A 23,246-nucleotide genomic window follows, 5' to 3' on the forward strand; every position below is an offset into this window, starting at 1 on the left:
AGGGGCAAGGCCCTTAAAATCCCCAAATTCAAGGTCAAAATCATTTAAAAACTTAGTTTGCATACTTCAGCAAACAAGGCATCGCCCATTTATTCTCTTTGTATAAATACTGAATATTCTCCCGCATTCAATTTGTCTATTTTACAATTAATACTGTTTAAATATGAGAATGTTTCAATGTTCATTAATTTTATTTTAGAAGTTTCCATTATTGTTCTACTGTTTATAGAGGAGTTGAAAAGGTCTATTGTTGAGTTTTTGAATAATGATTCTGCAACGTTATTTAACGATATTTCTTTTAAGTAGGTATTATCGATGTAAACACCTGATGAGTTTGTTATTTTAACGTAGTCTGATATGGATGAGTCGTAAAGGCAAATTCTTTCTGTACTTTTTGTGTCAATTGAGCTGGATTTATCAAGGGTTGAGTTTTTAATGAATAATAATTTTCCTTTACCCGTAAATTTAATGTTTTCAAAGTCAGTGTCATAAGCGATTACGGTTCCACCGTTGAGTACAATTTCCCCTTCTCCAAAGATATGAGTTTTATCAATTCCAGGCATTAAAAACATTATCCCTTCAACAACTACTGTAGCACCGTTATATAATCTGATTTCGTTTCCCGATTCAACTAAAAGTGTTTTTGCTTTTGGTATTAGTATATCAGATGATATAACAAAAGGCGTGTTAACTTGTGACAAGAAAAAGTTTTTACCTACCTTGTTTATGGTACCAGAAGCATATGGGACAAAAGCCTCTGAGAAAGTAATTACAGGATCAGAAGGAAGCCCGTATGTCCCATTGTTGGTAACTTTTCTTACAAAAATAATATCATAATTTGGGTTTTCAATGAAAGTGTTTTTTAATTCAAAAACTTTTTTCCATCCAAATTTTTCAACATAGCTTTCTACAATGTAATTTCGATAGATAGGATCATATCGCCAGGATATATAGTCCAAATCTTCAGAAATTAGTCGCGTTGTAACTTCAGGTGATGTAGGGATTTGATTGTCAACGTTTAAAGCTACAAATTTTTCGGTTTTGTTTTTGTTGGAGTCAAAAACAATCATGGTTGCATCGGTTGTTTGACTTAGTAATAAATCTGAAGGGTATTTAACTCCATTTCCATCGTCTATGAAAACTAAAAAATTGTCATTCCAGTCGTCAGAAATGTTCATATCGATTTCTGAAAAAAGATTTACACTTACAACATTCGAATTTATAACCGGAGGTTTGTCAACATCTGTATTTATTTCTATTGTATGATTGTATGTATTTTCAACATCATCTTTGAACTGTAGGACATAATTTTTAATTCCTGAATTTTTAGCCAACTTTATTGAGAAATTGTCTTGAAACGAATTCGAAGAGGCTAATTTAGTGTCGTTGTAGTATAGGCAAACCGTGGAGAAATCCTCTTCATCTACTTTGTACTCTAAATTTAAATTGCCTGCTGAGAGTTCATGGTTGAGATATGATGGTTTTGGCGGAGTGGAATCAAAAGTTATGTTTGTGGCGAACTCAGTGATAATTCTGTTTTTGCCATCTAAAAATTTGATATTGATTTTGTGGAGACCATTGGATAGCGCCCCTTCGCCCGGCTCCCCACCCAAACTTTCTCCGTCTATAATTATTTCTACATCTTCATAGTTAAAATTTGTTTTTATTGTTAACGGGATATTTGGGGAAATTTTGCTTGGAATTTCGATTTCAAAATTAACATCAGAATCTGCATCATATTGACATCCAAAAAAAAATATTATTAACATGGAAAATAATACAATCTTAGAAACTAATTTGAGCAATTATTCCACCTCATAGAAAAATTTTAGCAAAGGTGAATCGTTGGGAATAACTAAGACGCTGTTGCTGAAAGAATCTTTGTAAATGTCTGTTATTTTTTGGAGTTCGTAGAAATCTTGATCCAAGGAATAAGCTTGTGAATAGATGTTTATCGCACTTGCTTCACCTGTTCCTCTTATGATTTCGGCTTCCCTTTGGGCATCTGACCTGATTCTACTTGCTTGTTTGTCTGCTTCGGCTCGTATTCTTTGGGCTTCTCTTTCTCCTTCGGCCCTTAATTGAGCAGCCATGGCATACCTTTCACTTTTCATTCTTTCGTATACCGCCTCAGTGTTTTCTTGAGGTAGATCGGTTCTTTTGAGCCTTACGTCAACGACATTTATTCCAAAATCTTGTAGTGATGCCTCACTACGATTTTTTATATCTTCCAAAATAGCCACCCTTTGAAATGAAAGAACTTCAGAAAATGTGTAATTTCCTATAACATCTCTTGCATGTGAGTAAACAATGTCGTCGATTCTTGTCTTCGCAACTTCTACAGTCCTGAGTGTTTCAATGAACTTTTGAGGATCTTCTATTCTCCAAATTGCATATGTATCGGCTAAAATAGTTCTTCTGTCAGAAGTTATTACTCTTTCTACGGGTATATCGTAGATCATGATTCTTTTCTCGAGTTTTACTACATTGTCTATAAAAGGTGTTTTTACGTAAATTCCTGGTTCGGTTCTTATGTTTAAAATATTTCCAAATCTGATTACTATTGCTTGTTGAGTTTGATCAACGATGTAGAAAGCTGTTGTTCCAAAGAGAATTCCAAAGAAAACTATTATTATAACTACTGCCCAGAGCGTTGTATTTTTCATTGTGCCTCACCACCGATAATTTCACTTAAGTCCAAAAAGTTCAAGGTGTTTCCTTCTTTAGATACTACTTGTATCTTTGCATTTTTAATCATTTGTTGTACAGAATCTAATATTAATCTTTTTCTTGTGATATCCGCAGAGTTTTGGTATTCTTCCAATAATGCTTTGAACCTTTCCGTTTCTCCTGTTGCCTTTGCAACTTGTTCGTAGGCGTAAGCCTGAGCATCGTTCAAGATTCTTTGAGCTTCTCCTTCCGCTCTTGGAATAATGTCATTCCTGTACCTCTGTGCTTCGTTTATTGATGTTTGTTGGTCTTGACGAGCGTTGTTCACATCATCGAAAGCAGGAACGACTGGATCTGGTGGGGTTACCGCTTGCATATATACATTTTGTATTAGAATACCAGAGTTATAACTGTCTAGTATAGACTGAACCCTTTCAGTGGTTTCCATGGCTATTCTATCTCTTTCTGTAGTTAAGACGTTTTCTAAATTAGATAAAGCGACACGTTCTCTAAGTACACTTTCAGAGGTAGATTTAACTAGGTCATACCCCTGAATCACATTGAACGCATAAGCCGCAGGGTCGTTTACCCTATACTGAACAACTGCTTCAATACTAATTATGTTCTGATCACCAGTAATCATCTCTGCTTCATCCGTCACTGATCTGTATGTGGGGGTTCTTCCCGTGCTGGTGGTTCTAAAACCTATTTCAACCTTATTTATTGTTCTTACATCCACTATAACATGTGATTGAAAAGGGTAAGGAAGACGAACGTGCAGGCCCGGTCCTGCGGTAGATTTGTATTCGCCAAAAGTCTTAACTAATGCCACTTCAGAAGGCCCTACCTGATAAATACCAGTTAATAGGTAGGCAACAATCGCTATAATAACGGCAATAATGATTATATTTCGCCATCTATGACCTTCATGATTGTTGCCTTCATCTTTAAATTCTTCATTTGGATTGAATATCTCATATTCAGCCAAAATACTCACCTCTCTAAAAAGTTTTGAATACTGCGTGTTAGCGCCCCTTCACTTCGCCCCCCCGCGCCATACAGCTCCTTCATAAGGTTGGCGCTTGGAAAAACTCAAAAGAGCTTAAATTTAATTATAACATAAAAGTCGCATATGTGAGCAGATTTTTTAATATAAAATATTTTTATTTCAAAAATACAATAAAAGTTATATCGTGTTATAATAAGTATTGCAGGAGTTGGATCACAGGGCAAAACATTTTTCTTTTCCTTATGGGTGGGGAGCAGGGGAAGGGGCGTTAATTAAGGTTTTGACTTAAGAGAGTCACTGAGCGAAGCCCTTTAGCTGATCTGTACAAAATGGTTTGTTTGCAATGCTTTAGAAATGTTTTCCAAAATCTCGTTTACGTAGCTTTTGCCGTTTTATGCAAAAAGCTTTTTAATAATGCTTTAGAAGTAATATCCTCATTCTCATTTGCGAAGCAAATGCGTTCGGGGATCTTAAGGGGGAACGCCTTAACGCTTGGAGGTAAAATATGGTTGATAAGGACAAACATCGAATCCTTGTTACCGGAGGTGCCGGTTTCATCGGTTCGAATTTAGTTGACAGATTGATAAAAGAAGGACATTCTGTAGTTGTTATCGATAATCTTTCCACAGGTAACGTAGAATTCTTGTCACCTATGGCTCTTTTTTATCAACAGGATATTAGAGATTATAATGTTTTGGAGAAAATATTTGAAACGCACAAGTTCGACTATGTGTTCCATTTAGCGGCACAGATCTCTGTTCCCGATTCTGTTAAAGACCCAAACCGGGACGCAGAAATCAATGTGATGGGTACTTTGAATTTATTGAAATTATCCTTTAAGTACGGGATCAAAAAGTTCATATTTTCTTCTACAGGTGGGGCTATTTACGGTGATAACGCTCCTATTCCCACTTCAGAAGATTATTGTCCACACCCTATTAGTCCTTATGCTATTTCTAAACTTGCTTGCGAAAAATACATCGAGTTTTATTCCCGCCAATATGATTTGAATTACACTATATTGAGATATGCCAACGTATATGGACCAAAGCAAACTCCCAAAGGAGAAGCCGGGGTAGTAGCAATCTTCACACAAAATATGTTAGAGAAAAAAGAGATAGTTATTTATGGTGATGGAGAACAGGTACGAGATTTTGTACATGTTTTTGATGTCGTTGAAGCCAACTTTTTATCCATTAATAAAGGGGAAAAGGAGACGGTAAATGTTTCGACTAACAAAAAAACAACTGTAAACGAGCTTTTTGAAGTGATGAAAAGGAAAACGGGATATGAGAATGACCCGATTTATAAACCTGAAAGAGATGGTGATGTGAAGATGAGTTTGCTTTCGAATGAGAAGGCGAAAAGTATTTTAGGATGGGAGCCTAAATACGATTTAGAAAAAGGGGTGGAGAACACTATTGAGTGGTACACAACCTCTTTATGAGATAATTCGGCCAAAAAAGGTTGATGAGATACTGGGTAACGAAAAGTTGAAAGAAATTCTTAAAACCTGGATAAAGAATAAAAAGGTCAGATCTTTCATTATATATGGGGAACCTGGTAGCGGTAAGTCAACGATTGTAAGGGCTTTAATAAATGAGGTAAAAGATTATTACGATGTTTTTTCTATTTCAGGGGCAATAGAAGGAAAGAAAAAAATAAAGGATATAATTGGGCAAAAAAATAATCTTTTTTCAAAACCCAAATTATTATTTGTCGACGAAATACATCGATTGAATAAAGCTGAACAAGATACCTTACTTTTAAGCGTTGAAACTGGAGATTTAACTCTGATAGGTGCGACAACAGAAAATCCAGCTATTAGCGTTAATCCCGCATTATTATCTAGAGTATTAGTTTTTAAAACTAAAGAACTAACTACAGAAGATTATGAAAAATTATTCCAACAAATAGAGGATTATTACAAAGATTTGAAAATTACAAAAGAGGCACGCAAAGCACTGATAGAATATGCTGGAAATGATATCCGTCGGATAATGAATCTAATAGAAACAGCGAATGAAGCTGGGATCAATTCAATTGATTTAGAATTTCTTAAAGATTTTACCGGGTATCGACTAACTTACGATAAAAACGCAAAATATAGTTTAATTTCTGCATATATAAAAAGTATGAGGGGAAGCGATGTGGACGCTGCATTGCTTTACCTTGCTTATATGCTTGAAAGCGGCGAAGACCCGATGTACATAGCAAGAAGGATGGTCATTTTATCTGCCGAAGATGTTGGTTTGGCAGATCCTAATGCCTTAAACATAGCTGTATCAGCTATGATAGCTACTGAACATGTTGGTTACCCCGAATGTTATCTTCCATTATCTGAAGCTACAATTTATCTGTGTTCATCACCAAAATCCAATTCAGCATATCTAGCCTACTCTAAAGCCAAAGAGTTTATAAGCCAAAATAATTTCGAAATTCCACCTAAATTGATAAACCCTTTGAACAAAAGAATGAAAAAACAAGGTTTCGGAGAGGGGTACAAGTACCCTCACGATTATGGGGGGTTCGTTAGAGAAAGTTACATGCCAGAAGGTTTTGAAAATACTCAATTTTTCACGCCTAAAGAAGTTGGTATTGAAAAGCGTGTAAAAGAACGATTAAAAGATCTCTGGAAAGACAAGAAAAATTATTGAACAATCAGACTTGAAATTTTTTGCACAAAAATTTGAAAAAGTTAGCATTAATGAAATTTTTTTCATTATTCGGGAATAATTGGCAATAAACACCTTAGATTATTGTTAATTAGTTTTTTTCTGCTTGACAATTAAGATTAATATTTATTATAATATTGAATAGAATTAAAGAGAAATTATATTATGAGGTGGATATGGTGGATAATATCATCTTAGACGTTAGAAATATGAGCACTCATTTTCCCGTAGCTGAAGGAACGATTAAAGCTGTTAATCAACTTTCCTTTACCTTGAGTAAAAACGAAACCTTGGGGATAGTTGGAGAAACCGGATCGGGTAAAAGCGTATCTATGAAATCCGTAATGGGGATGATAAAGAGTCCCGGGTATATTACCAAAGAAAGCCAGATTTTATTTAAGACCAATGAATTCAGGAAAGACGGGAAGGAAGAGTTCGTTGATCTGGCAAAATTAAAACAGAAGGATTTTACAAGAATAAGAGGAAAGCATATAGGGATGGTTTTTCAAGACCCAATGTCTTCATTGAACCCAATGTTTACTATAGCGGATCAGATGATTGAAACTATTGTTTTTCACCAAAATGTATCTATACAAGAAGCAAGGGAAAGGGCTATAAAACTCTTAGATGATGTAGGGATCGCTAATCCAGCCGAAAGAATCGATGACTATCCCTTCCAACTTTCAGGTGGTCAAAGGCAAAGGGTAGTAATAGCTATAGGACTTTCTTGTAATCCAGAAATATTAATCGCCGACGAACCTACTACCGCTTTGGACGTTACTATTCAAGCACAAATTTTAGAGTTGATGAAAGATTTACAACAAGAGTATGATATGGGAATGATATACATAACGCACGACCTTTCCGTAATCGCTGAGGTAGCTGATAAAGTTATTGTAATGTATGGTGGGGCACAGATGGAAATGACCGATATTTATACACTCTTTGAAAAACCGAAACATCCGTATACCCACGCTCTGCTTTCCTGTATACCAAGACACGATATAAAGATAGATCTATTGAACCCAATAAAAGGGCAACCTCCTGTTATGCTAGATTCTCCACCATTGTGTCCTTTTTTGCCGAGATGTCCCTATGCCACTGAAAAGTGTAGAAAAGAATGGCCAGAGTTAAGAGAAATTGAAGAAAATCATTACATTAGATGTTTTAATCCTATATCTGATACCACTCCTCTCCATTATGATGAAGTAATAGACAAGAAGGAGGCTATTTGATGCTCTTAAAAGTTCGTAATCTAAAAAAATATTTCCCAATTAAACAGGGATTTTTAATGGAAAGAACGGTTGGATATATTAAAGCAGTAGATGGAATCAATTTAGACTTAGATGTGAATGAAACTTATGGTTTGGTTGGAGAGTCGGGGTGTGGAAAGACAACCATTGGTAAAACGATTTTAAGGTTGGAAGATCCTACTTTAGGGAAGATTTTTTTAAACGGAGAAGAAACTTCTCATTATTTTATGAGTAAAAGAGCCGGAGCAAAGTATTTGGAAAAAGAGTACATTGAATACGCTCATGAACTAGAAAAAGAGTTAGGAAGTAGAGAGAGGGTTCTCGAAAACCTTGAAGATGAAGAGAGAAAGTATGTTCAGTATTATTACGATAATGGAAAAGAAAAATTTTTTGATTATATGTTTAAAGATATAGAGAAAAAAAGAGCAGAGTTTAGAAGAGATGTTCAAATAGTGTTTCAGGATCCTACATCTTCCTTGAATCCAAGAATGACGGTAGGGCAAGCCTTGATTGAACCGTTGTTGTTTCACCAAATGGCAAAAAATAAAATTCAAGCGAAAAATATTGCTCTTGATATGTTGAAAAAAGTAGGTTTGAAACCTTACCATGCCGACAGATATCCTCATCAATTTTCTGGGGGACAAAGACAAAGGGTTGCTATCGCACGTGCGATTATTTTAGACCCAAAGTTGATTATCCTTGATGAACCTACTTCTGCGTTAGATGTTTCAGTACAGGCACAGATAATTAATCTTTTAAAGTCTTTACAGAGTGAGTTCAACGTTGGATATCTCTTCATTTCCCATGATTTAGGGGTTGTTAGGTTCATTTCGAACCATGTTGGTGTAATGTACCTTGGAAGAGTAGTGGAGTTTGGAGAAGGTTCGGAAATATTTGATAGAACGTTACATCCGTATTCTCAAGCTTTACTGAATGCCGCCCCTCTTCCAGATCCAAGAAAACGAAGAGATAGAAAAAAGTTTTTGGTTAAAGGCCAAGTACCAAGTCCGGTTAACAGGCCGAAGGGATGTTTCTTCAACCCAAGATGTCCCTATGCTATGGATATATGTAAAACAGATTACCCCGAGTATTATAAAATAAACGAAAACCATTATGTTGCTTGTTTCTTATACAAAGAGGATAAAGATAGAGGTTTATCACAAGAAAAAGAGGGTAAGTTGGTAAAATAACTTAAAGGAGGGATTCACATGAGAAAGTTGTTGGTACTTGTAGTAGTGGTTTTAAGCGCCTTGACGATTTTTGCGGAAGAAGCTTACAACCCCGAGTGGCTTATCGCCGATGTCGAAGGTGGTCAGAGAGGCGGAACCTTGTACCTTGCAACAACTTCTGGCCCTAAAACTCTAAATACTTATTGGGCACAAGAGACGTCTTCTTCTATCATCATCAATCAGGGTGATGTGTCGTTACTCAGTGGCGATTTTTATGGACAACCGACGCAACCATCACTTGCAAAAGATTGGGGAGTAGAACGTACAGAAGATGGAGGTACACTCTACTGGTTTGAGATGAGAGAAGGGGTAAAATGGTCCGATGGGCACCCACTAACAGTTGACGATGTCGTATTTACATGGGAAAAGATAATAGTCCCAGATTTAACCGCAGATGGTAACGATGTTTATATGGACGCTGAAGGTAATCTCCCGGAATTGATTGTCGAAGGTAATAGAATCATGTTCAAATATCCTACAGTATTCAGATTTGGGCTTGAAACAGTTGGCGGATTTGCAATTATGCCAAAACACGTTTTAGAGGGCAAAGTTACGGATGCAGAAACTTTCCAATCCACTTGGACGGTAGAACAAATTGATCAACTCGTAGTTGGTGGCCCATTTAAAGTTACAGAGTACACTGAAGGAGTTAGGGTAGTTCTGGAAAGAAACCCCTATTACTTTGAAAAGACAAAAGACGGTGTCCAACTTCCATACTTAGATAGAATTGTCTTCGAAATAGTAACAGACAGCAATGTTGCAAGATTGAGATTTGAGGCAGGAGAAACAGATATGCATGGTCCTGCTGCTAAGGACTTTCCAGCTTTGAGAGCCCAAGCTGATAAAAAAGGATGGAATGTAATAGTAGGACCAGCGACCGCAGGGTCAAACTTTGTGGCTTTCAATTTCAACGCAGCAGATCCTGTTCATAGGGAATGGTTCAGAAACGATAATTTCAGAAAAGCCATAGCGTATGCCTTTGATAAACAAACTATCATAGATACATTGTACAACGGTTTAGCCGTACCTTGCTATGGTCCAAGAACTAATTCTTCTGCTTTCTACAATCCTAAAATCGAGGAGTTGGGATTCAGACACTCTCTTGTCACAGCACAGAGGCTACTAAGAGAAGCAGGTTTTAGTTTGAATGAGAAAGGTGAGTTAGTAGATTGGGATGGTAACGTCGTCGAATTTGAATTGAACACCAACGGTGAAAACGTGGTGAGAAACGAAATTGCTGTAATTTTAGTTGATTCCTTAGCAAAACTAGGAATCAAAGTTAACTACAGGCCGTTGCAATTCAACGCCGTGGTTCAAAAATTATACTCCGCTAACTGGGATGCAATTATCATAGGATTAGTTGGAGGAGACGATCCCGGATGGGGTACAAACGTTTGGTTGTTAGATGGTGGATTACATTTCTGGAATTGGTCTCCTGAAGTTATGGATTGGGTTGATCCAGATGAATATTGGGTACACCCAGCGGAGCAAAGAATCGATGAGATTTTGAGAGTTTCCCGTTCAATATTAGATAAAGACGAGCTCCAAAAACTTTGGGACGAATGGCAAATGTTGATTGCAGAAAATCAGATTCTTGTTTACACAATTTCGCAGAATTATTTAAACATGCATAAAAATACTTTGCATTTGTATCCTGTAGAAAAATATGGAACGATTAACCCTTACGGTTATTCCTACTCTCCAGGTATGTGGAAAATTGAGTACGCTTGGAAAGAATAGTAATTTTTAGGCTAGTAGAAAAAGGCGGAGGGGAGACCTTCTGCCTTTTTAAAATCATAGTGAGGAGGCTTCGATTTTGCTTAAGTATATAGTTAGAAGACTTATTCTTGCTATACCTGTGTTGTTAGGAGTGTCGGTTATCTCATTTTTTGTGATGCAATTGGCACCGGGCGATTTTTTAGATACATATAGAATTAATCCCAATATTAGCCGCGAGAAGATTCAAGAATTAGAGACGTTGTATGGATTGGATAAAAATCCTGTAACCCAGTATTTCTTGTGGTTAGGGAATATTCTCAAGGGGGATTGGGGATACTCATTTGTTTATAAAATAGATGTTTGGCAAGTGATGCTAAGAAGATTAGAAGCCACACTTTTGTTGGGGGTGACAACGTTTATCTTTACCTGGGGAATCGGTATACCTTTAGGAATAACTGCTGCCCTTCACCAATACAAATTTACTGACCAAGCCCTTTCTACTGTTGGACTCATAGGTATTTCAATCCCGAACTTCTTTTTTGCCCTATTATGGTTAATGTGGTCTGCAAATACAGGGATATTCCCTATCGGTGGGATGCTATCACGCGAATTTGCTAATTTTCCATGGTACAAACAGATAGGTGATTTTTTCTGGCATGTGGCTGGTCCTGTAATTACCTTGGGAACCGCATCTCTTGCTGGAACTATGCGTGTTATGAGAGGGCAGATCTTAGATGAGATGAACCAAGATTATGCTGAGTTTGCAAAAGCAAAAGGGATGCCTTCAGACGTTGTCATTTACAAGCATACGTTGAGAAACGCTATAAATCCTGTGATTACCTCACTGGGTTTCAGTTTATCTTCGATATTGGGTGGCGCATTGATAACGGAATATGTGTTTTCATGGCCAGGTTTAGGATCGTTGATGAGAGATGCGATTTTCCAGCAAGATATTTATTTGGTAATGGCCAATTTGTTATTGCAAGGTATTCTTTTAATAACGGGTAATTTGATCGCTGATATCTTACTTGCGGCATCTGATCCTCGTGTCAGATTAAGAATGAGTGCTTAAATTGGAGGGATATTTAAGTGAAAAAAAAGGATAAAAATAATTTGAAGGGCACACCTCTAAACACACAAAACGATGAAGAACTTTTTGAGCGAGAATTCATGTCAACCCCCGCACTTATTTGGAGGGCACTAAGAAGGCATAAATTGGGAATGATATCACTTGTGGTGTTGATCATTTTGTATTTACTGGCTATATTTGCAGATTTTGTCTCTCCGATGAATCCATTTAATAACCATATTCAATATAGGTTTGCTCCTCCTTCTACAATTTATAGAAAAGATTTATTCACAGGAGAAAGAGTTGGACCCCATACTTATCTATATATGAGTGAAAGAGATCCAATAACATACCAAAGTGATTATGTAGAAGCAACCCATTTGGATATAATAAGGGCCAGGGATCCTGAAACGGGCGATTTAATTACTTTTGAATTGGGTACATACAATCCAACCTACAATGCAACAGTTTCAGATATAACTTATACATTTAAAAATACTATCATGGCGAAAACCACAAATGGTGAGTATATTGAATTAGCAACCAGTCGTAGATACGATCAAATTTTGATTCCCTTATCATATTTCACCAAAGAAGAAAACTTAAATGGACTCGTTTCAGTGGAAGATGGTCTTTATGATGTTAATTTTTCAAAACTTTTAAGCGGTGAGATGATTGTTGTTAGGCAAGATAACAGAAGTATTGCAATTAATACTTACAAAAATGATTATAGATATGCTCCTAAAATAAGAAATCAAGAAATTATCAGTGTAGATACTTTTGCAACTTTGGAAGAAATAAATGTTTATTTTGATTTTATCCCTGTTGTATTAACCCCATCAGATTTGCACGCAGTTAATTTGAAAAATTACCCTATTGAATTTTTTATTCGTTCGTGGGATTATAAGATTTTTGGGCTTTTTCCAACGAATTTACATTTATTTGGAGTTGAAAAAACAAAATTGCCTTCTCTATCCGATTATTTTTCCAACGATGGGATACTGTATGTATGGGGATCAGACCAATATGGAAGGGATATTTTCAGTAGGATATTCTTTGCTTCACGGATTTCACTTTCTATAGGGCTAATTGGAATATTATTAACATTTACAATAGGTATTTTTTTAGGTGGTTTAGCTGGATATTTTGGAGGATGGGTAGACGAAGTGACTATGAGGTTCACCGAAATATTGATGTCAATTCCTAGCCTTTATCTAATATTAACTTTAAGTGCCGTTTTGCCTACAGGTATCTCACCGGAGATTAGGTATCTTTTGATAGTTGTAATTTTGTCCTTTATTGGATGGCCTGGAATGACAAGGGTTATAAGAGGGATGACTATGGGTTTGAAACAAACAGAGTTTGTTCAAGCAGCTATAGCTTTAGGATATCCTCCAAGAAAAGTGATTTGGAATCATTTGTTACCAAACACCTATACTTACGTAATTGTTTCAGCTACTTTATCTATTCCAGGATATATTTTAGGTGAAGCAAGTCTTAGTTTCTTGGGTGTGGGAGTAACAGAACCTGGAGCCTCTTGGGGTTTGATGCTTTCTCAGGCTCAAGATATCCAAGTTTTAACTAGTTACCCGTGGGTACTTTTACCCGGATTATTTATCATTATAACGGTTCTTGCCTTCAATTTGTTCGGAGATGCTATAAGGGATGCACTGGATCCACGAGCCTTGGGTCTGTAATTCTATAATCTATAATTAATATAAGCCCCACGTATTTTGTGGGGTTTTTTATTATCTCCACCAGCATGAGTCCACTATTTTTTCAAGCCTCTCGAACTTCAATCTATTCTTTCCCAAATTAGCTACAATTACTATTTAAACTTAAAAAAGTGGGGAGATTTTTCTTTAGTTAAGATAACGCCTTCAAGATTTAAGTTACTATCTCAGTAAATACCAAGAATTTAATTAAAAATTTGAAAAAGTTAGCATTAATGAAATTTTTTTCATTATTCGAGAATAATTGGCAATAAACACCTTAGATTACTGTTAATTAGTTTTTCCCAATTTGACAAATAATGTAAACTTTACTATAATTATTTGTGGAATTGAAGATATTGTTAGGTAGTATTAATTAATTGTTATTTTAAGTTATTGTTGTAGATTATATTGGATTTAATTAGGATTTTATAAAACTTAAAGGAGGGATACTATGAAGAAAGTAGAGACTTTTTTGTTGGTCACTTTTGTTTTGATTTCAGCCTTTGCCTTAGCAGAACAGGGACCTATGCCGGATAAGGTTTATTTCGATGTGAGAATGCAAGAAGATGTCGCAATACAAGATGTCGCCGCTGGGAATGTAGATGTCTTTTTCTGGGGCGTTGGGGCTCAAGTGATTAATTCTTTGCCCCAATCAGTGCTTGAAAATTTAGATATTTACAACATTCCATCGGGTTCTTGGTCTTTATTACTCAATCCTATACCAAACGAACCCCCGTATACGGTGAATGTTGACGGTGTCGAGTATTTTAATCCATTGGCGATTCAGAAGGTAAGGTTTGCTATGAACTTCCTAATTAACAGACAGTATTTAGTAGACGAGATTCTCCAAGGTGCAGGTGGAGTGATGTATACTGTAGCAACACCTGGACAACCTGGTACCCAACCATACATTGATATAGCCGCAAAAATGGGTTTTACTCCAGAGGGCAACCAAGAGATGGCTCTTGAAATGATAGAAAGCGCTTTGAATGAAGCTGCCAATTTGCCTGAAAATAAAGGAAGACTGGTAAAAGAAGGTCAATGGTGGACTTTCGATGGACAACCAGTGACGTTGAAATTCTTAATTCGTGTAGATGATCCTAACGGGAGGCTGCCAGCAGGTAGATACATAGCAGACGAAATTGAAAAAACTGGTATAAAGGTTGAAAGATTAGAAATAGACAGATATGCCGCAATAAAGCTTGCTTATTACTCAAACCCTGCAGACCTACAATGGCATATGTATACAGAAGGTTGGGGTGCAGGGGCGACTAGAAAGTACTGGCACCACATTATAGCCCAAATGTATGCACCGTGGTATTCTTATATGCCGGGAGGTCAAGAGCCAACATTTTGGAACTATGAGCAAGATGAGATCGATGAGTTAACTCAAAAGGTTTATGCGGGTAATTTTGCAACAGAAGAAGAGTATTGGGATATAATCCTGAAAGCGGCTGAATTGGGTATAGAAGATTCTGTTAGGATATATCTGACTTACCAAAAAGACTTCTATGTTGCCAACAAAGATCGATTCAACAGGCGAATGGTATATGGACTTGGAGACGGATTAAATCAGTGGTCTATTTTAACGGCTGATACTGTTGATCGAGTTTTGAGGGTTACTCAATTCTCTGCACAGGGATCTTTATTCATGGGTGCCTGGGATCCAATAGGAACGGATGGATTCAACGATATGTATTCCATAAACGTTGCCTCCAATATGTACGACTACGGTATGTTTGAAAGTCCAGCCTCAGCTAATATTACACCTGCAAAAGTTGTTCCAAGGATGGATACATTAGACACCAAATTTGAAATTGATGAAAACGGTGAAATGGTTGGTTTAATAAAGGTCCCCAAGGATGCTGTTAAATTTGATCCTGACAGTAAAAAATGGTTACCTGTAGGACCAGACGTTACATCTATAAGTGTTTGTACTTACGACATAATATACGGTGTGTGGAATCATGGGCTCTCTGAAAGCTTAGTGGATTATATGTATGCACGATCCTATGCATGGGACCTTTCAGTTGATTCTGGACAAGGTGATTCAAGGTACGATGCAACTTACTCTGCTTCTGCAATGCCCGGACTGGAAGTTGAGGTTGCAAGAAAAGTAAATGAAGACGGTTCAATAACGGTTTGGTTTGACTACAACTTCCCAGTAGATAAGATGTACTTAGCTTCTTGGGGAGCACCTGGCTGGTCAGTTTCTGAATCAGGACAACCAATAGGTGTTTCTTGGGAAATTGTTGAAGCTTTAACAAGATTGGTTGAACATGGAGGCGCATCAGGAAGAGAGTATACGTTCTCATCAACAGCCGCAGGTGGCAACGTCTACGAAGTGGATGTACTTGAGCCTGCAACGGTTAACGATATTAAAGCCGAGCTTCAAAAGATGATCGATGAAAGGTACGTACCTATTTACATTAAAGATATGATCACACCTGATGAGGCTGTTGAAAGATATCAAACTGCACTTAATTTTGTTAATGAATACAATCATGCTTATATTGGGAACGGCCCCTTCAAGATGACAAAATATGATCCAAGTGCACGTTTTGTCGAATTAACCGCTGTTAGAGATGAGAGGTATCCATTCGAACGCGGATACTGGAATGAGTACTTTGAAACCGTCAGACTGAACGTTGATAGTATAAATCTTGCTTTTGCTGCTATAAGAGGGTTAGACCTACCAGTTACGATCTATGTATCTGAGGTTCTTTACCCATACGATACATATTCCCCAGCTCCTCAAGGGGACGTGGAAGTTTCTTTGATCACACCAGAAGGGCCAAAAACTTTCAAGGCTGAAGTAGAAACAGCTGGAACATTTGTTGCAACTATACCTGGAGACGTGCTTAATACATTAAAACCTGGTACTTATGCGGTTGTAGTAACTGCAAGATCAGAAGGAGCAATTCCATCCACTTATTCAACAACAATTGTTGTGTATTAACCTTCTAATAAGTCATTTTTAAAGTTTAAGGGCTCCCTTATGGGAGCCTATTTTTAGAAAAGTTGAATTATATACAGAGGTGATTAACCGTATGTATTGGAGATATGCTGTTCGAAGAATATTCATGGGTGTTGTTATCTATGTTGTAATCATTTTCATATATTCAGCTTTATTTAACACCGTAATGGATCAGACTTTAAATAGTCAAATAGTCGAACAAGTAAACGGTGAAATGATGAAAATGTCACAGGTAGGAACGGATCCGGAATATTTGGTAAAATACAGAGAGAGAAGGATCAATGAGCTTCGTCAATTGTATCACTTAGATGACCCTATCCTTTCTAGAATTTTTTGGAGGGCTATCGATACGTTGACTTTCAATTATGGGAACTCAACTGTAATGAGATCTTTTAAAGGTGAAACGGATGTTCTTAAAATAGTTTTAGAAAGAATTCCCAATACCTTGATGTTGTTCACTACCGCCATAATTATCGATATTCTGATAGGTGTATGGTTGGGTATAAAAAAGGCTCAAAAAGCTGGAAAGATAATGGATAAGACTACTTCTATAATCACCATGGGGGTGTACGGTCTCCCATCTTGGTGGTTTGGAATGGTTATGATAATGTTGTTGGCCTTTGCGATACCTGTTTTCCCGTCAGGAGGTATAAACAGTGTCCCACCTCCAACAACCTTTTTTGGAAGAGTTCTTGATACTTTATACCATATGGCTTTGCCAATAATTACCCTTGTTTTCATAGGTTTTTGGGGAAGGGCTTATTTAACAAGAAATATAGTTTTAGGAAATCTGCAAGAGGATTTCATAATGTCCGCAAGGGCAAGAGGAATTCCCGAAAGATCAGTTTTGTATGGTCATGCCTTAAGAACCTCTGCTCCTCCTATTTTAACTATGTCTCTTTTATCCTTGTTAGCTTCTTTTTCTGGTGCACTGGTATTTGAAGGTATATTTAGTTGGCCTGGAATGGGAAATCTTTATTGGGCAGCGGTTCAGATGAACGATATCCCTGTTCTTTTGGGTAACCTTTCTATAACAACACTTATATACATTTCTGGTATCGTCGTTTTGGATTTGATATATGGCTTCTTAGACCCTAGAATAAAAGTTGGTGGAAAAGCGTGAATAAAACAAATCTTGTTGCTAAGCAATTGAAAGATTTTTGGAATGAGTTCAAGCAAGTTAAATTTGGTATAGCTGGAATAATTCTTTTAATTCTTTTTATAATTTTAGTCATTTTTGAACCGTTTTTAACCCCTTTCCCCAAAGCTTCTACAAGGTGGAGAGATATAACATATTGGGAAGATAATCCACGAAGTGTTCCCCCTATTTGGATGAATTGGTTTTCTCAAAAGGATTATACTCCAACTGAATATATTGAAGATTTAGAATATACAGAACAAAATATTTCCAGTCCAATAAGTATTTTAAATTCAGTTATAGAGTATCAGTACGATTATGATGTTCCGCCTGTTGATCTAATCTATAGAGGGAATTTTAAAGGTAACTTTAGTTTGAATATTGTTTTGGAACGTCCAGATGGTAATAAAATCAACTTGGTGACCAAAAGTTTTAGTGCAAACACAGAAAAAGACTTTAGAATATCACTTATTAATGAATCAGGGAACAACGTTAGAAGTTTTGCAAGGAGGTATGTGCAAAACCTCCCTCCAAGAGTTAACATAAATACCGTGCTTTTTTCACAAACAGATGGTGAGCTTTTTTCAAATCCAACTCCATTAAATGGAACTTACAAGCTAAATATAAATCTAATGAAACTGACAGAGGAAACGGTTATTGAAGACACAAGGTTAGTTGTTTCAGGGAGCGTTTCTGGTTGGCTTGGAACAGATAACTCTAAAAGAGATGTTTGGAGTGGCTTGTTGGCAGGCATTAAATGGGCATTGTTCATAGGGCTTATGACATCTGCTATTTCAGTGTCAATTGGAGTTATTTACGGAGTTGTTTCTGCGTATTATGGGGGTATAGTTGATTCTATAATGCAGAGAATTTGGGAAGTTTTCATCAACATACCTCTCCTTCCAGTTTTAATTGTTTTATCAGCAATATTCAGCCCTTCTATTTGGAGCCTGATTCTTATGATGAGTTTGTTTTTTTGGGTAGGCCCTGTTAAAACAGTGAGAAGCATGGCCTTACAAATTAAAGAAGAAACATATGTTGAAGCGGCAAAAGCTTTAGGTGCTTCACATAGAAGAATAATTTTTAGACATATGATTCCAATCTTGATTCCATACTCTTTTGCAAGTATGGCTTTGAGTGTTCCGAGCGCCATTCTTTACGAGGCAACCGTTAGTTTGCTTGGTTTAGGAGATGCGACCATAGTAACATGGGGACAGATTCTTCATGATGCCATGAACGGCGGAGCTGTAACAAACGGTCTTTGGTGGTGGGTTGTACCTCCTGGAATTGCTATAGCTTTAGTAGGTATGACTTTTGCCTTTTTAGGTTTTGCAATGGACACCATCTTAAATCCAAAATTGAGAACGAGGTAGATATGAATGAAAGATATTTTAAATGTTAAAAATTTAAAGGTTTACTATTATACAAGAAAAGGTGTTGTAAAAGGATTAGACGACGTTAGCTTTTCTCTGAGAGAAGGTGAAACATTAGGTCTTGTTGGAGAGTCTGGATGTGGTAAAACAACTTTGGGCATGGGGGTTTTGAGAATGCCGAGCCCTCCAGGCAAAATTGTAAGTGGAGAGATTAATATAGATGGTGAAAATATAGTTCACTTAAAAGAATCTGTTTTACGTAAGAGAGTCAGATGGGAAAAGATTTCTATGGTTTTTCAAGGGGCCATGAATAGTTTGACTCCTGTTTACACCATTAAAAAACAGATGATGGAAACCCTTCAAAACCATAGGGAAATGGAAGAAGAAAAGGCTTTTGCTATAATTAAAAAATATTTAAATCATGTGGGGTTATCTGAAGATGTTTTAAAGAGATATCCTCACGAATTATCAGGAGGTATGAAACAACGCGTAGTAATAGCCCAAGCATTGTTTTTAGAACCAAAAGTAGTTATAGCCGATGAACCTACTACAGCGTTAGATGTTGTCGTTCAAGCTCAAATAATAAACCTTTTGAAAAGCCTAAAAAAAGACCTCAATTTGTCCTTTATCTTTATAACCCATGATTTAGCTACCGTAGCAGAAGTTGCCGACAGGATAATGGTCATGTATGCAGGTAAGATAGCTGAAATTGGCGAGAATTATCATATTTATGGGCCAAAGGGTCCAGCACATCCATATACCAATGGTTTAATGGGAGCTACACCTCGTTTACATAAAAAAGTTGAAGAGCTTGCTTTTATACGGGGTGTCCCACCTGATTTGCTCAATCCACCTCATGGATGTCGATTCCATGAGCGTTGCCCGGTTGCTTTCGATAGATGTAAAGTAGAAGAACCACCATTAAAGGAAATTGAACCCGGGCATTTTGCGGCTTGTTGGAGGTGTTTTGATGAGTGATGAAATCATATTGAGTATTAAAAATTTGAAAAAATGGTTCCCTTTACGAAGAACCTTTTTAGAGGTATTTCAAGGACAACGAAGATGGGTAAGAGCGGTTGATAATGTAAGTTTTGATATAAGAAAAGGAGAGATATTTGGTTTAATTGGAGAATCTGGCTGTGGAAAATCAACGACGGGTAGATTAATGATGAAATTAGAAGAACCAACAGAGGGTCAAATAATATTTAAAGGTAATGATATTACTACGTTATCTTCTACGGATGAAATTAAGAAGTATAAAGAAGATGTACAAATGATTTTTCAAGATCCTTACTCTTCGATGAATCCAAGGTTTAGAGTTAGAGATGTTCTAGCTGAACCGTTGATCATTCATGAAAAAACGAAGGATCCTAATGAGATTGAAAAAATAGCAAAAAATGTTCTAAATCAAGTAAAATTAACACCACCTGAAGAGTTTATGGATAGATACCCTCACATGCTCAGTGGAGGACAAAGGCAAAGAGTTGCCACTGCAAGAACCTTAGTTCTTTCCCCAGATTTTATAATAGCTGATGAACCAGTTTCTATGATAGATTTATCAACTAGGGCAGAAATTCTCCACATGATGAAAGACGTTCAACAAGATTTAGGCCTAACTTATCTATACATAACTCATGACTTATCAACTGCAAGATATTTTTGCGATAGGATGGCAGTTATGTATCTAGGAAGAATAGTTGAGTTAGGCGATGCTGACGAAATAATTGAAAGGCCTTTACACCCATACACCAAAGCTCTGATAGAAGCAGTACCAGAACCTTTACCTGGAAAAGAAAACGTAATAAAAGAATTACCAATAAAGGGAGAGATTCCATCTGCAGCAAATATCCCAAAGGGATGTAGATTCCATCCAAGGTGTATTTATGCACAGCCTAAATGTTTTGAGAATGTTGATGATCCAGAGTTGGTAGAAGATTCAAGCGGTCATTACGTGGCCTGTTATAGGTACAAAGAGATAGATCAACAAGTAGAAAAGGTTTAAAAAATCCCCACAAATGTGGGGGTTTTTAATTTGGATGAAAAGATACAAAGGTGGTTATTGGATGTATTGGAAATATGCTTTTAAAAGGATGTTAATGGGCGTTATGATTTATTCTGTTATTATCTTTGTGTATTCTGTACTTTTCAACATCATGTTTAAACTTCACTATAGTTACCTTTTGGAAGGACCAATATTACCCGAGATTTTTTCTGATTGGATTGATACCCTCACTTTTAATTATGGGCAATCAATGTCTATAAGATCTTTTAAAGGAGAAACTGATGTTGTTAAAATTATTTTAGAAAGAGTACCTAACACTATGCTTCTTTTTACGCTGGCTATTATCATGGATATTTTCTTAGGGGTATATTTGGGCATAAAAAAGGCTCAAAAAGCAGGGGAAATTATGGACAAAACTACTTCAATACTTACAATGATTTTTTACGGTCTTCCCACGTGGTGGGTTGGATTAGTAATGATTATGTTTTTTTCTTTTAGATTGCCTTTATTCCCTTCTGGAGGTATATTTAGCATGCCGCCTCCTGAGGGTTTAATAAAAAGATTTGTGGATATTGTGTATCATTTAATTCTACCTTTATCTACGCTTGTTTTTTTCCGCTTTTGGGGAAGAGCATATTTATCAAGAAATATAGTGTTACAAAATTTGCAGAATGATTTCATAACTTCTGCCAGAGCAAGGGGTATTCCTGAAAGAAAAGTTTTGTTTGGGCACGCTTTAAGAGCTTCGGCTCCACCCATCTTAACAATGTCGGTTTTATCTGTACTTGATTCTTTTTCAGGGGCATTGATCATCGAAGGTATATTTAATTGGCCTGGAATGGGGAACCTTTTCTGGGCTGCTATTCAGCAGGATGATATTCCTGTTCTTTTGGGAAATTTGTCTTTCACGACTCTTTTATATATCGGTGGTATTGTAATTTTAGATTTAATATACGGTTTCCTAGACCCTAGAATAAAAGTTGGCGGAAAAGAGTGAGAAAGTGAGACACCCCTAGGGGGTGTCTCGCTTATTATTTTGTTAATATCTTTAAAATTTAAAAACTTATGATTCTTTTACATACATATTGACTAATCAAACTTTCCTACAATCAACTGACTTTCTATTATTTCTCTGTAAATGGGAGAATTTTTTAATAACTCTTCATGTACTCCTTCTCCTTTTATCTCTCCATCTTTCAACAGTATCACTTTGTTAGCCTTTCTTATCGTTGACAATCTGTGGGATATTATTATCAAAGTCATCTTGTACTCTTTCAATTCATCGAATATTTCTTCTTCTGTTTGAGAATCTACCCCTGACGTTGCTTCATCCAGTATCAATACCTTTGGTTCCCTTATCAATGCTCTTGCTATCGCTACTCTCTGCCTTTGCCCATCCGATAACTTACTTCCTCTTTCTCTAACTACTGTGTCGTATCCTTCATATAAAAGTCCTATGAATTTATCTACCTTCGCTTTCTTTACGGCTTTCATGAATTCCTCTTCAGTGAATTCATCATCCAACATTATGTTTTCTTTGACCGTCATGTTGAATAAAGGTTCGTTACCTCTGACTAGCTTTATCTTTTCTCTGATTTCTTGTAATTTGTAATCTATTATGTTTTTATTCCCTAATAGTATTTTACCGTTTGTGGGATCATATAATCTCACAAGAAGACTCACCATAGTACTTTTGCCGGATCCACTCGTTCCTACCAACGCTACCTTTTCGTTTTTGCCAAAGAAGAGATTTATGTTTTTCAAAACTATCTCGTCTCTGTATTTGAATGAGATGTTTTTGTATTCGACATCGTAATCTTCAGGGAAAAGATATATACCATCACCTTCCTCTTCTGGCATATCGAGGATTTCAAAGAATCTTTCAGCTAGAGGTTCAACCCGTTGTAGTTGAACCAAATTTTCATTTATGATCCCTATGGGTTCGTATATCCATGGCACAAAAGAAAAAAAAGCTATTAAAGTTCCCAAAGACATGTTCCCTCTTATCACAAGTAATCCTCCCAATCCTAATATAATCACAGGAATTACATAACTGATAAAAAAGGCTATATTTAAAATAGTTATTTGAAATATCCCTGCTTTAGTCGCCTGCATAGACCAATTTTCCTCATCCTTGGAAAATGAATTTGAAAAGTATTTTGTTTTCCCAAATACTTTAATAATTAATTGACCATCTAACTTTTCTTTTATAGAAGAAGTTAATTTTCCAAAAGATTTTCTTTCTATTTTTGAATAATTCTGCAACTTTGTTTGTGAACTTCTGATAATAGGCCAATAGAAAGGTAAAGAAGCAAGTACTATCAAAAATAATTGCCAATTCAGATAAGTCAGTATAGCAGAAATAACTACTAAATTCAAAAAGTTTAAACACATGGTTGGTAATACAAGAGCCATTG

17 protein-coding genes are annotated in these 23,246 nt (G+C 36.5%); 13 read left to right on the forward strand and 4 right to left on the reverse strand.

The genetic code is table 11. The features are described from left to right. Positions 1-89: 89 nt before the first annotated feature. The 3 genes from AD60_RS06500 to hflK are packed head-to-tail and all read right to left on the reverse strand — an operon-like array spanning position 90 to position 3,658. Positions 90-1,805 carry a hypothetical protein gene (locus AD60_RS06500; protein WP_103927487.1) on the reverse strand — a complete coding sequence of 572 codons (1,716 nt, stop codon included), beginning with the start codon at positions 1,803-1,805 and terminating at the stop codon, positions 90-92. After that, complete coding sequence (hflC, locus tag AD60_RS06505) at positions 1,806-2,666, reverse strand: protease modulator HflC (protein WP_103927488.1); 861 nt, start codon at positions 2,664-2,666, stop codon at positions 1,806-1,808. Continuing rightward, positions 2,663-3,658 carry an FtsH protease activity modulator HflK gene (hflK, locus tag AD60_RS06510; RefSeq protein ID WP_103876998.1) on the reverse strand — a complete coding sequence of 332 codons (996 nt, stop codon included), beginning with the start codon at positions 3,656-3,658 and terminating at the stop codon, positions 2,663-2,665. Before hflK ends, hflC begins: the two co-directional genes overlap by 4 nt. Positions 3,659-4,184: 526 nt before the next feature. Here hflK and AD60_RS06515 point away from each other — a divergent pair. The 13 genes from AD60_RS06515 to AD60_RS06575 all read left to right on the forward strand — a co-directional run bounded on the left by AD60_RS06515 (position 4,185) and on the right by AD60_RS06575 (position 21,826). Next, positions 4,185-5,126: an NAD-dependent epimerase/dehydratase family protein gene (locus tag AD60_RS06515; RefSeq protein WP_103927489.1), complete on the forward strand. Its 942-nt coding sequence runs from the start codon at positions 4,185-4,187 to the stop codon at positions 5,124-5,126. Then, positions 5,101-6,336 (forward strand): replication-associated recombination protein A, encoded by a 1,236-nt coding sequence (locus AD60_RS06520; RefSeq protein ID WP_103877000.1) that lies wholly within the window; start codon positions 5,101-5,103, stop codon positions 6,334-6,336. The genes AD60_RS06515 and AD60_RS06520 overlap by 26 nt, the downstream gene beginning before the upstream one ends. A gap of 194 nt (positions 6,337-6,530) precedes the next feature. Next, positions 6,531-7,589, forward strand: a complete 1,059-nt coding sequence (locus AD60_RS06525; protein ID WP_166667772.1) for an ABC transporter ATP-binding protein — start codon at positions 6,531-6,533, stop codon at positions 7,587-7,589. Beyond that, a complete protein-coding gene (locus tag AD60_RS06530; RefSeq protein WP_103877002.1) occupies positions 7,589-8,797 on the forward strand; it encodes an ABC transporter ATP-binding protein in 1,209 nt (402 codons plus the stop codon). Before AD60_RS06525 ends, AD60_RS06530 begins: the two co-directional genes overlap by 1 nt. Before the next feature lie 18 nt (positions 8,798-8,815). After that, positions 8,816-10,576, forward strand: coding sequence for an ABC transporter substrate-binding protein (locus AD60_RS06535; protein ID WP_103927490.1), 1,761 nt, complete (start codon positions 8,816-8,818; stop codon positions 10,574-10,576). A 76-nt stretch (positions 10,577-10,652) separates the two neighbouring features. Next, complete coding sequence (locus tag AD60_RS06540) at positions 10,653-11,627, forward strand: ABC transporter permease (RefSeq protein ID WP_103877004.1); 975 nt, start codon at positions 10,653-10,655, stop codon at positions 11,625-11,627. Between the two features lie 17 nt (positions 11,628-11,644). Then, positions 11,645-13,321 carry an ABC transporter permease gene (locus AD60_RS06545; protein WP_103927491.1) on the forward strand — a complete coding sequence of 559 codons (1,677 nt, stop codon included), beginning with the start codon at positions 11,645-11,647 and terminating at the stop codon, positions 13,319-13,321. A 469-nt stretch (positions 13,322-13,790) separates the two neighbouring features. Then, positions 13,791-16,298, forward strand: coding sequence for an ABC transporter substrate-binding protein (locus AD60_RS06550; RefSeq protein ID WP_103927492.1), 2,508 nt, complete (start codon positions 13,791-13,793; stop codon positions 16,296-16,298). Positions 16,299-16,389: 91 nt separating this feature from the next. Continuing rightward, positions 16,390-17,439 carry an ABC transporter permease gene (locus AD60_RS06555; RefSeq protein WP_103927493.1) on the forward strand — a complete coding sequence of 350 codons (1,050 nt, stop codon included), beginning with the start codon at positions 16,390-16,392 and terminating at the stop codon, positions 17,437-17,439. Then, the gene (locus tag AD60_RS06560; RefSeq protein ID WP_103927494.1) at positions 17,436-18,827 is read left to right on the forward strand and encodes an ABC transporter permease; all 1,392 of its coding nucleotides are present in this window, start codon (positions 17,436-17,438) and stop codon (positions 18,825-18,827) included. Before AD60_RS06555 ends, AD60_RS06560 begins: the two co-directional genes overlap by 4 nt. Before the next feature lie 6 nt (positions 18,828-18,833). Continuing rightward, complete coding sequence (locus AD60_RS06565; RefSeq protein ID WP_103927495.1) at positions 18,834-19,805, forward strand: ABC transporter ATP-binding protein; 972 nt, start codon at positions 18,834-18,836, stop codon at positions 19,803-19,805. Further along, positions 19,798-20,829: an ABC transporter ATP-binding protein gene (locus AD60_RS06570; protein ID WP_103877010.1), complete on the forward strand. Its 1,032-nt coding sequence runs from the start codon at positions 19,798-19,800 to the stop codon at positions 20,827-20,829. The genes AD60_RS06565 and AD60_RS06570 overlap by 8 nt, the downstream gene beginning before the upstream one ends. 61 nt (positions 20,830-20,890) lie before the next feature. Beyond that, a complete protein-coding gene (locus tag AD60_RS06575) occupies positions 20,891-21,826 on the forward strand; it encodes an ABC transporter permease (RefSeq protein ID WP_103877061.1) in 936 nt (311 codons plus the stop codon). 92 nt (positions 21,827-21,918) lie between these two features. On the opposite strand, the gene AD60_RS06580 is transcribed toward AD60_RS06575, so the two are convergent. Further along, on the reverse strand, positions 21,919-23,246 hold a 1,328-nt coding region (locus tag AD60_RS06580; protein ID WP_103927496.1), incomplete at its 5' end, for an ABC transporter ATP-binding protein.

The organism is Petrotoga sp. SL27, from assembly GCF_002924605.1.
In the GTDB taxonomy this organism is placed as follows: Bacteria; Thermotogota; Thermotogae; order Petrotogales; family Petrotogaceae; genus Petrotoga; species Petrotoga sibirica.

What these genes read in the sequence shown, in the direction of transcription:
- hflC (WP_103927488.1), bottom strand. Translation starts at nt 2,666, where the DNA reads ATGAAAAATACAACGCTCTGGGCAGTAGTTATAATAATAGTTTTCTTT.
- AD60_RS06515 (WP_103927489.1), top strand. Translation starts at nt 4,185, where the DNA reads ATGGTTGATAAGGACAAACATCGAATCCTTGTTACCGGAGGTGCCGGT.
- AD60_RS06525 (WP_166667772.1), top strand. Translation starts at nt 6,531, where the DNA reads ATGGTGGATAATATCATCTTAGACGTTAGAAATATGAGCACTCATTTT.
- AD60_RS06530 (WP_103877002.1), top strand. Translation starts at nt 7,589, where the DNA reads ATGCTCTTAAAAGTTCGTAATCTAAAAAAATATTTCCCAATTAAACAG.
- AD60_RS06535 (WP_103927490.1), top strand. Translation starts at nt 8,816, where the DNA reads ATGAGAAAGTTGTTGGTACTTGTAGTAGTGGTTTTAAGCGCCTTGACG.
- AD60_RS06550 (WP_103927492.1), top strand. Translation starts at nt 13,791, where the DNA reads ATGAAGAAAGTAGAGACTTTTTTGTTGGTCACTTTTGTTTTGATTTCA.
- AD60_RS06555 (WP_103927493.1), top strand. Translation starts at nt 16,390, where the DNA reads ATGTATTGGAGATATGCTGTTCGAAGAATATTCATGGGTGTTGTTATC.
- AD60_RS06565 (WP_103927495.1), top strand. Translation starts at nt 18,834, where the DNA reads ATGAAAGATATTTTAAATGTTAAAAATTTAAAGGTTTACTATTATACA.
- AD60_RS06570 (WP_103877010.1), top strand. Translation starts at nt 19,798, where the DNA reads ATGAGTGATGAAATCATATTGAGTATTAAAAATTTGAAAAAATGGTTC.
- AD60_RS06575 (WP_103877061.1), top strand. Translation starts at nt 20,891, where the DNA reads ATGTATTGGAAATATGCTTTTAAAAGGATGTTAATGGGCGTTATGATT.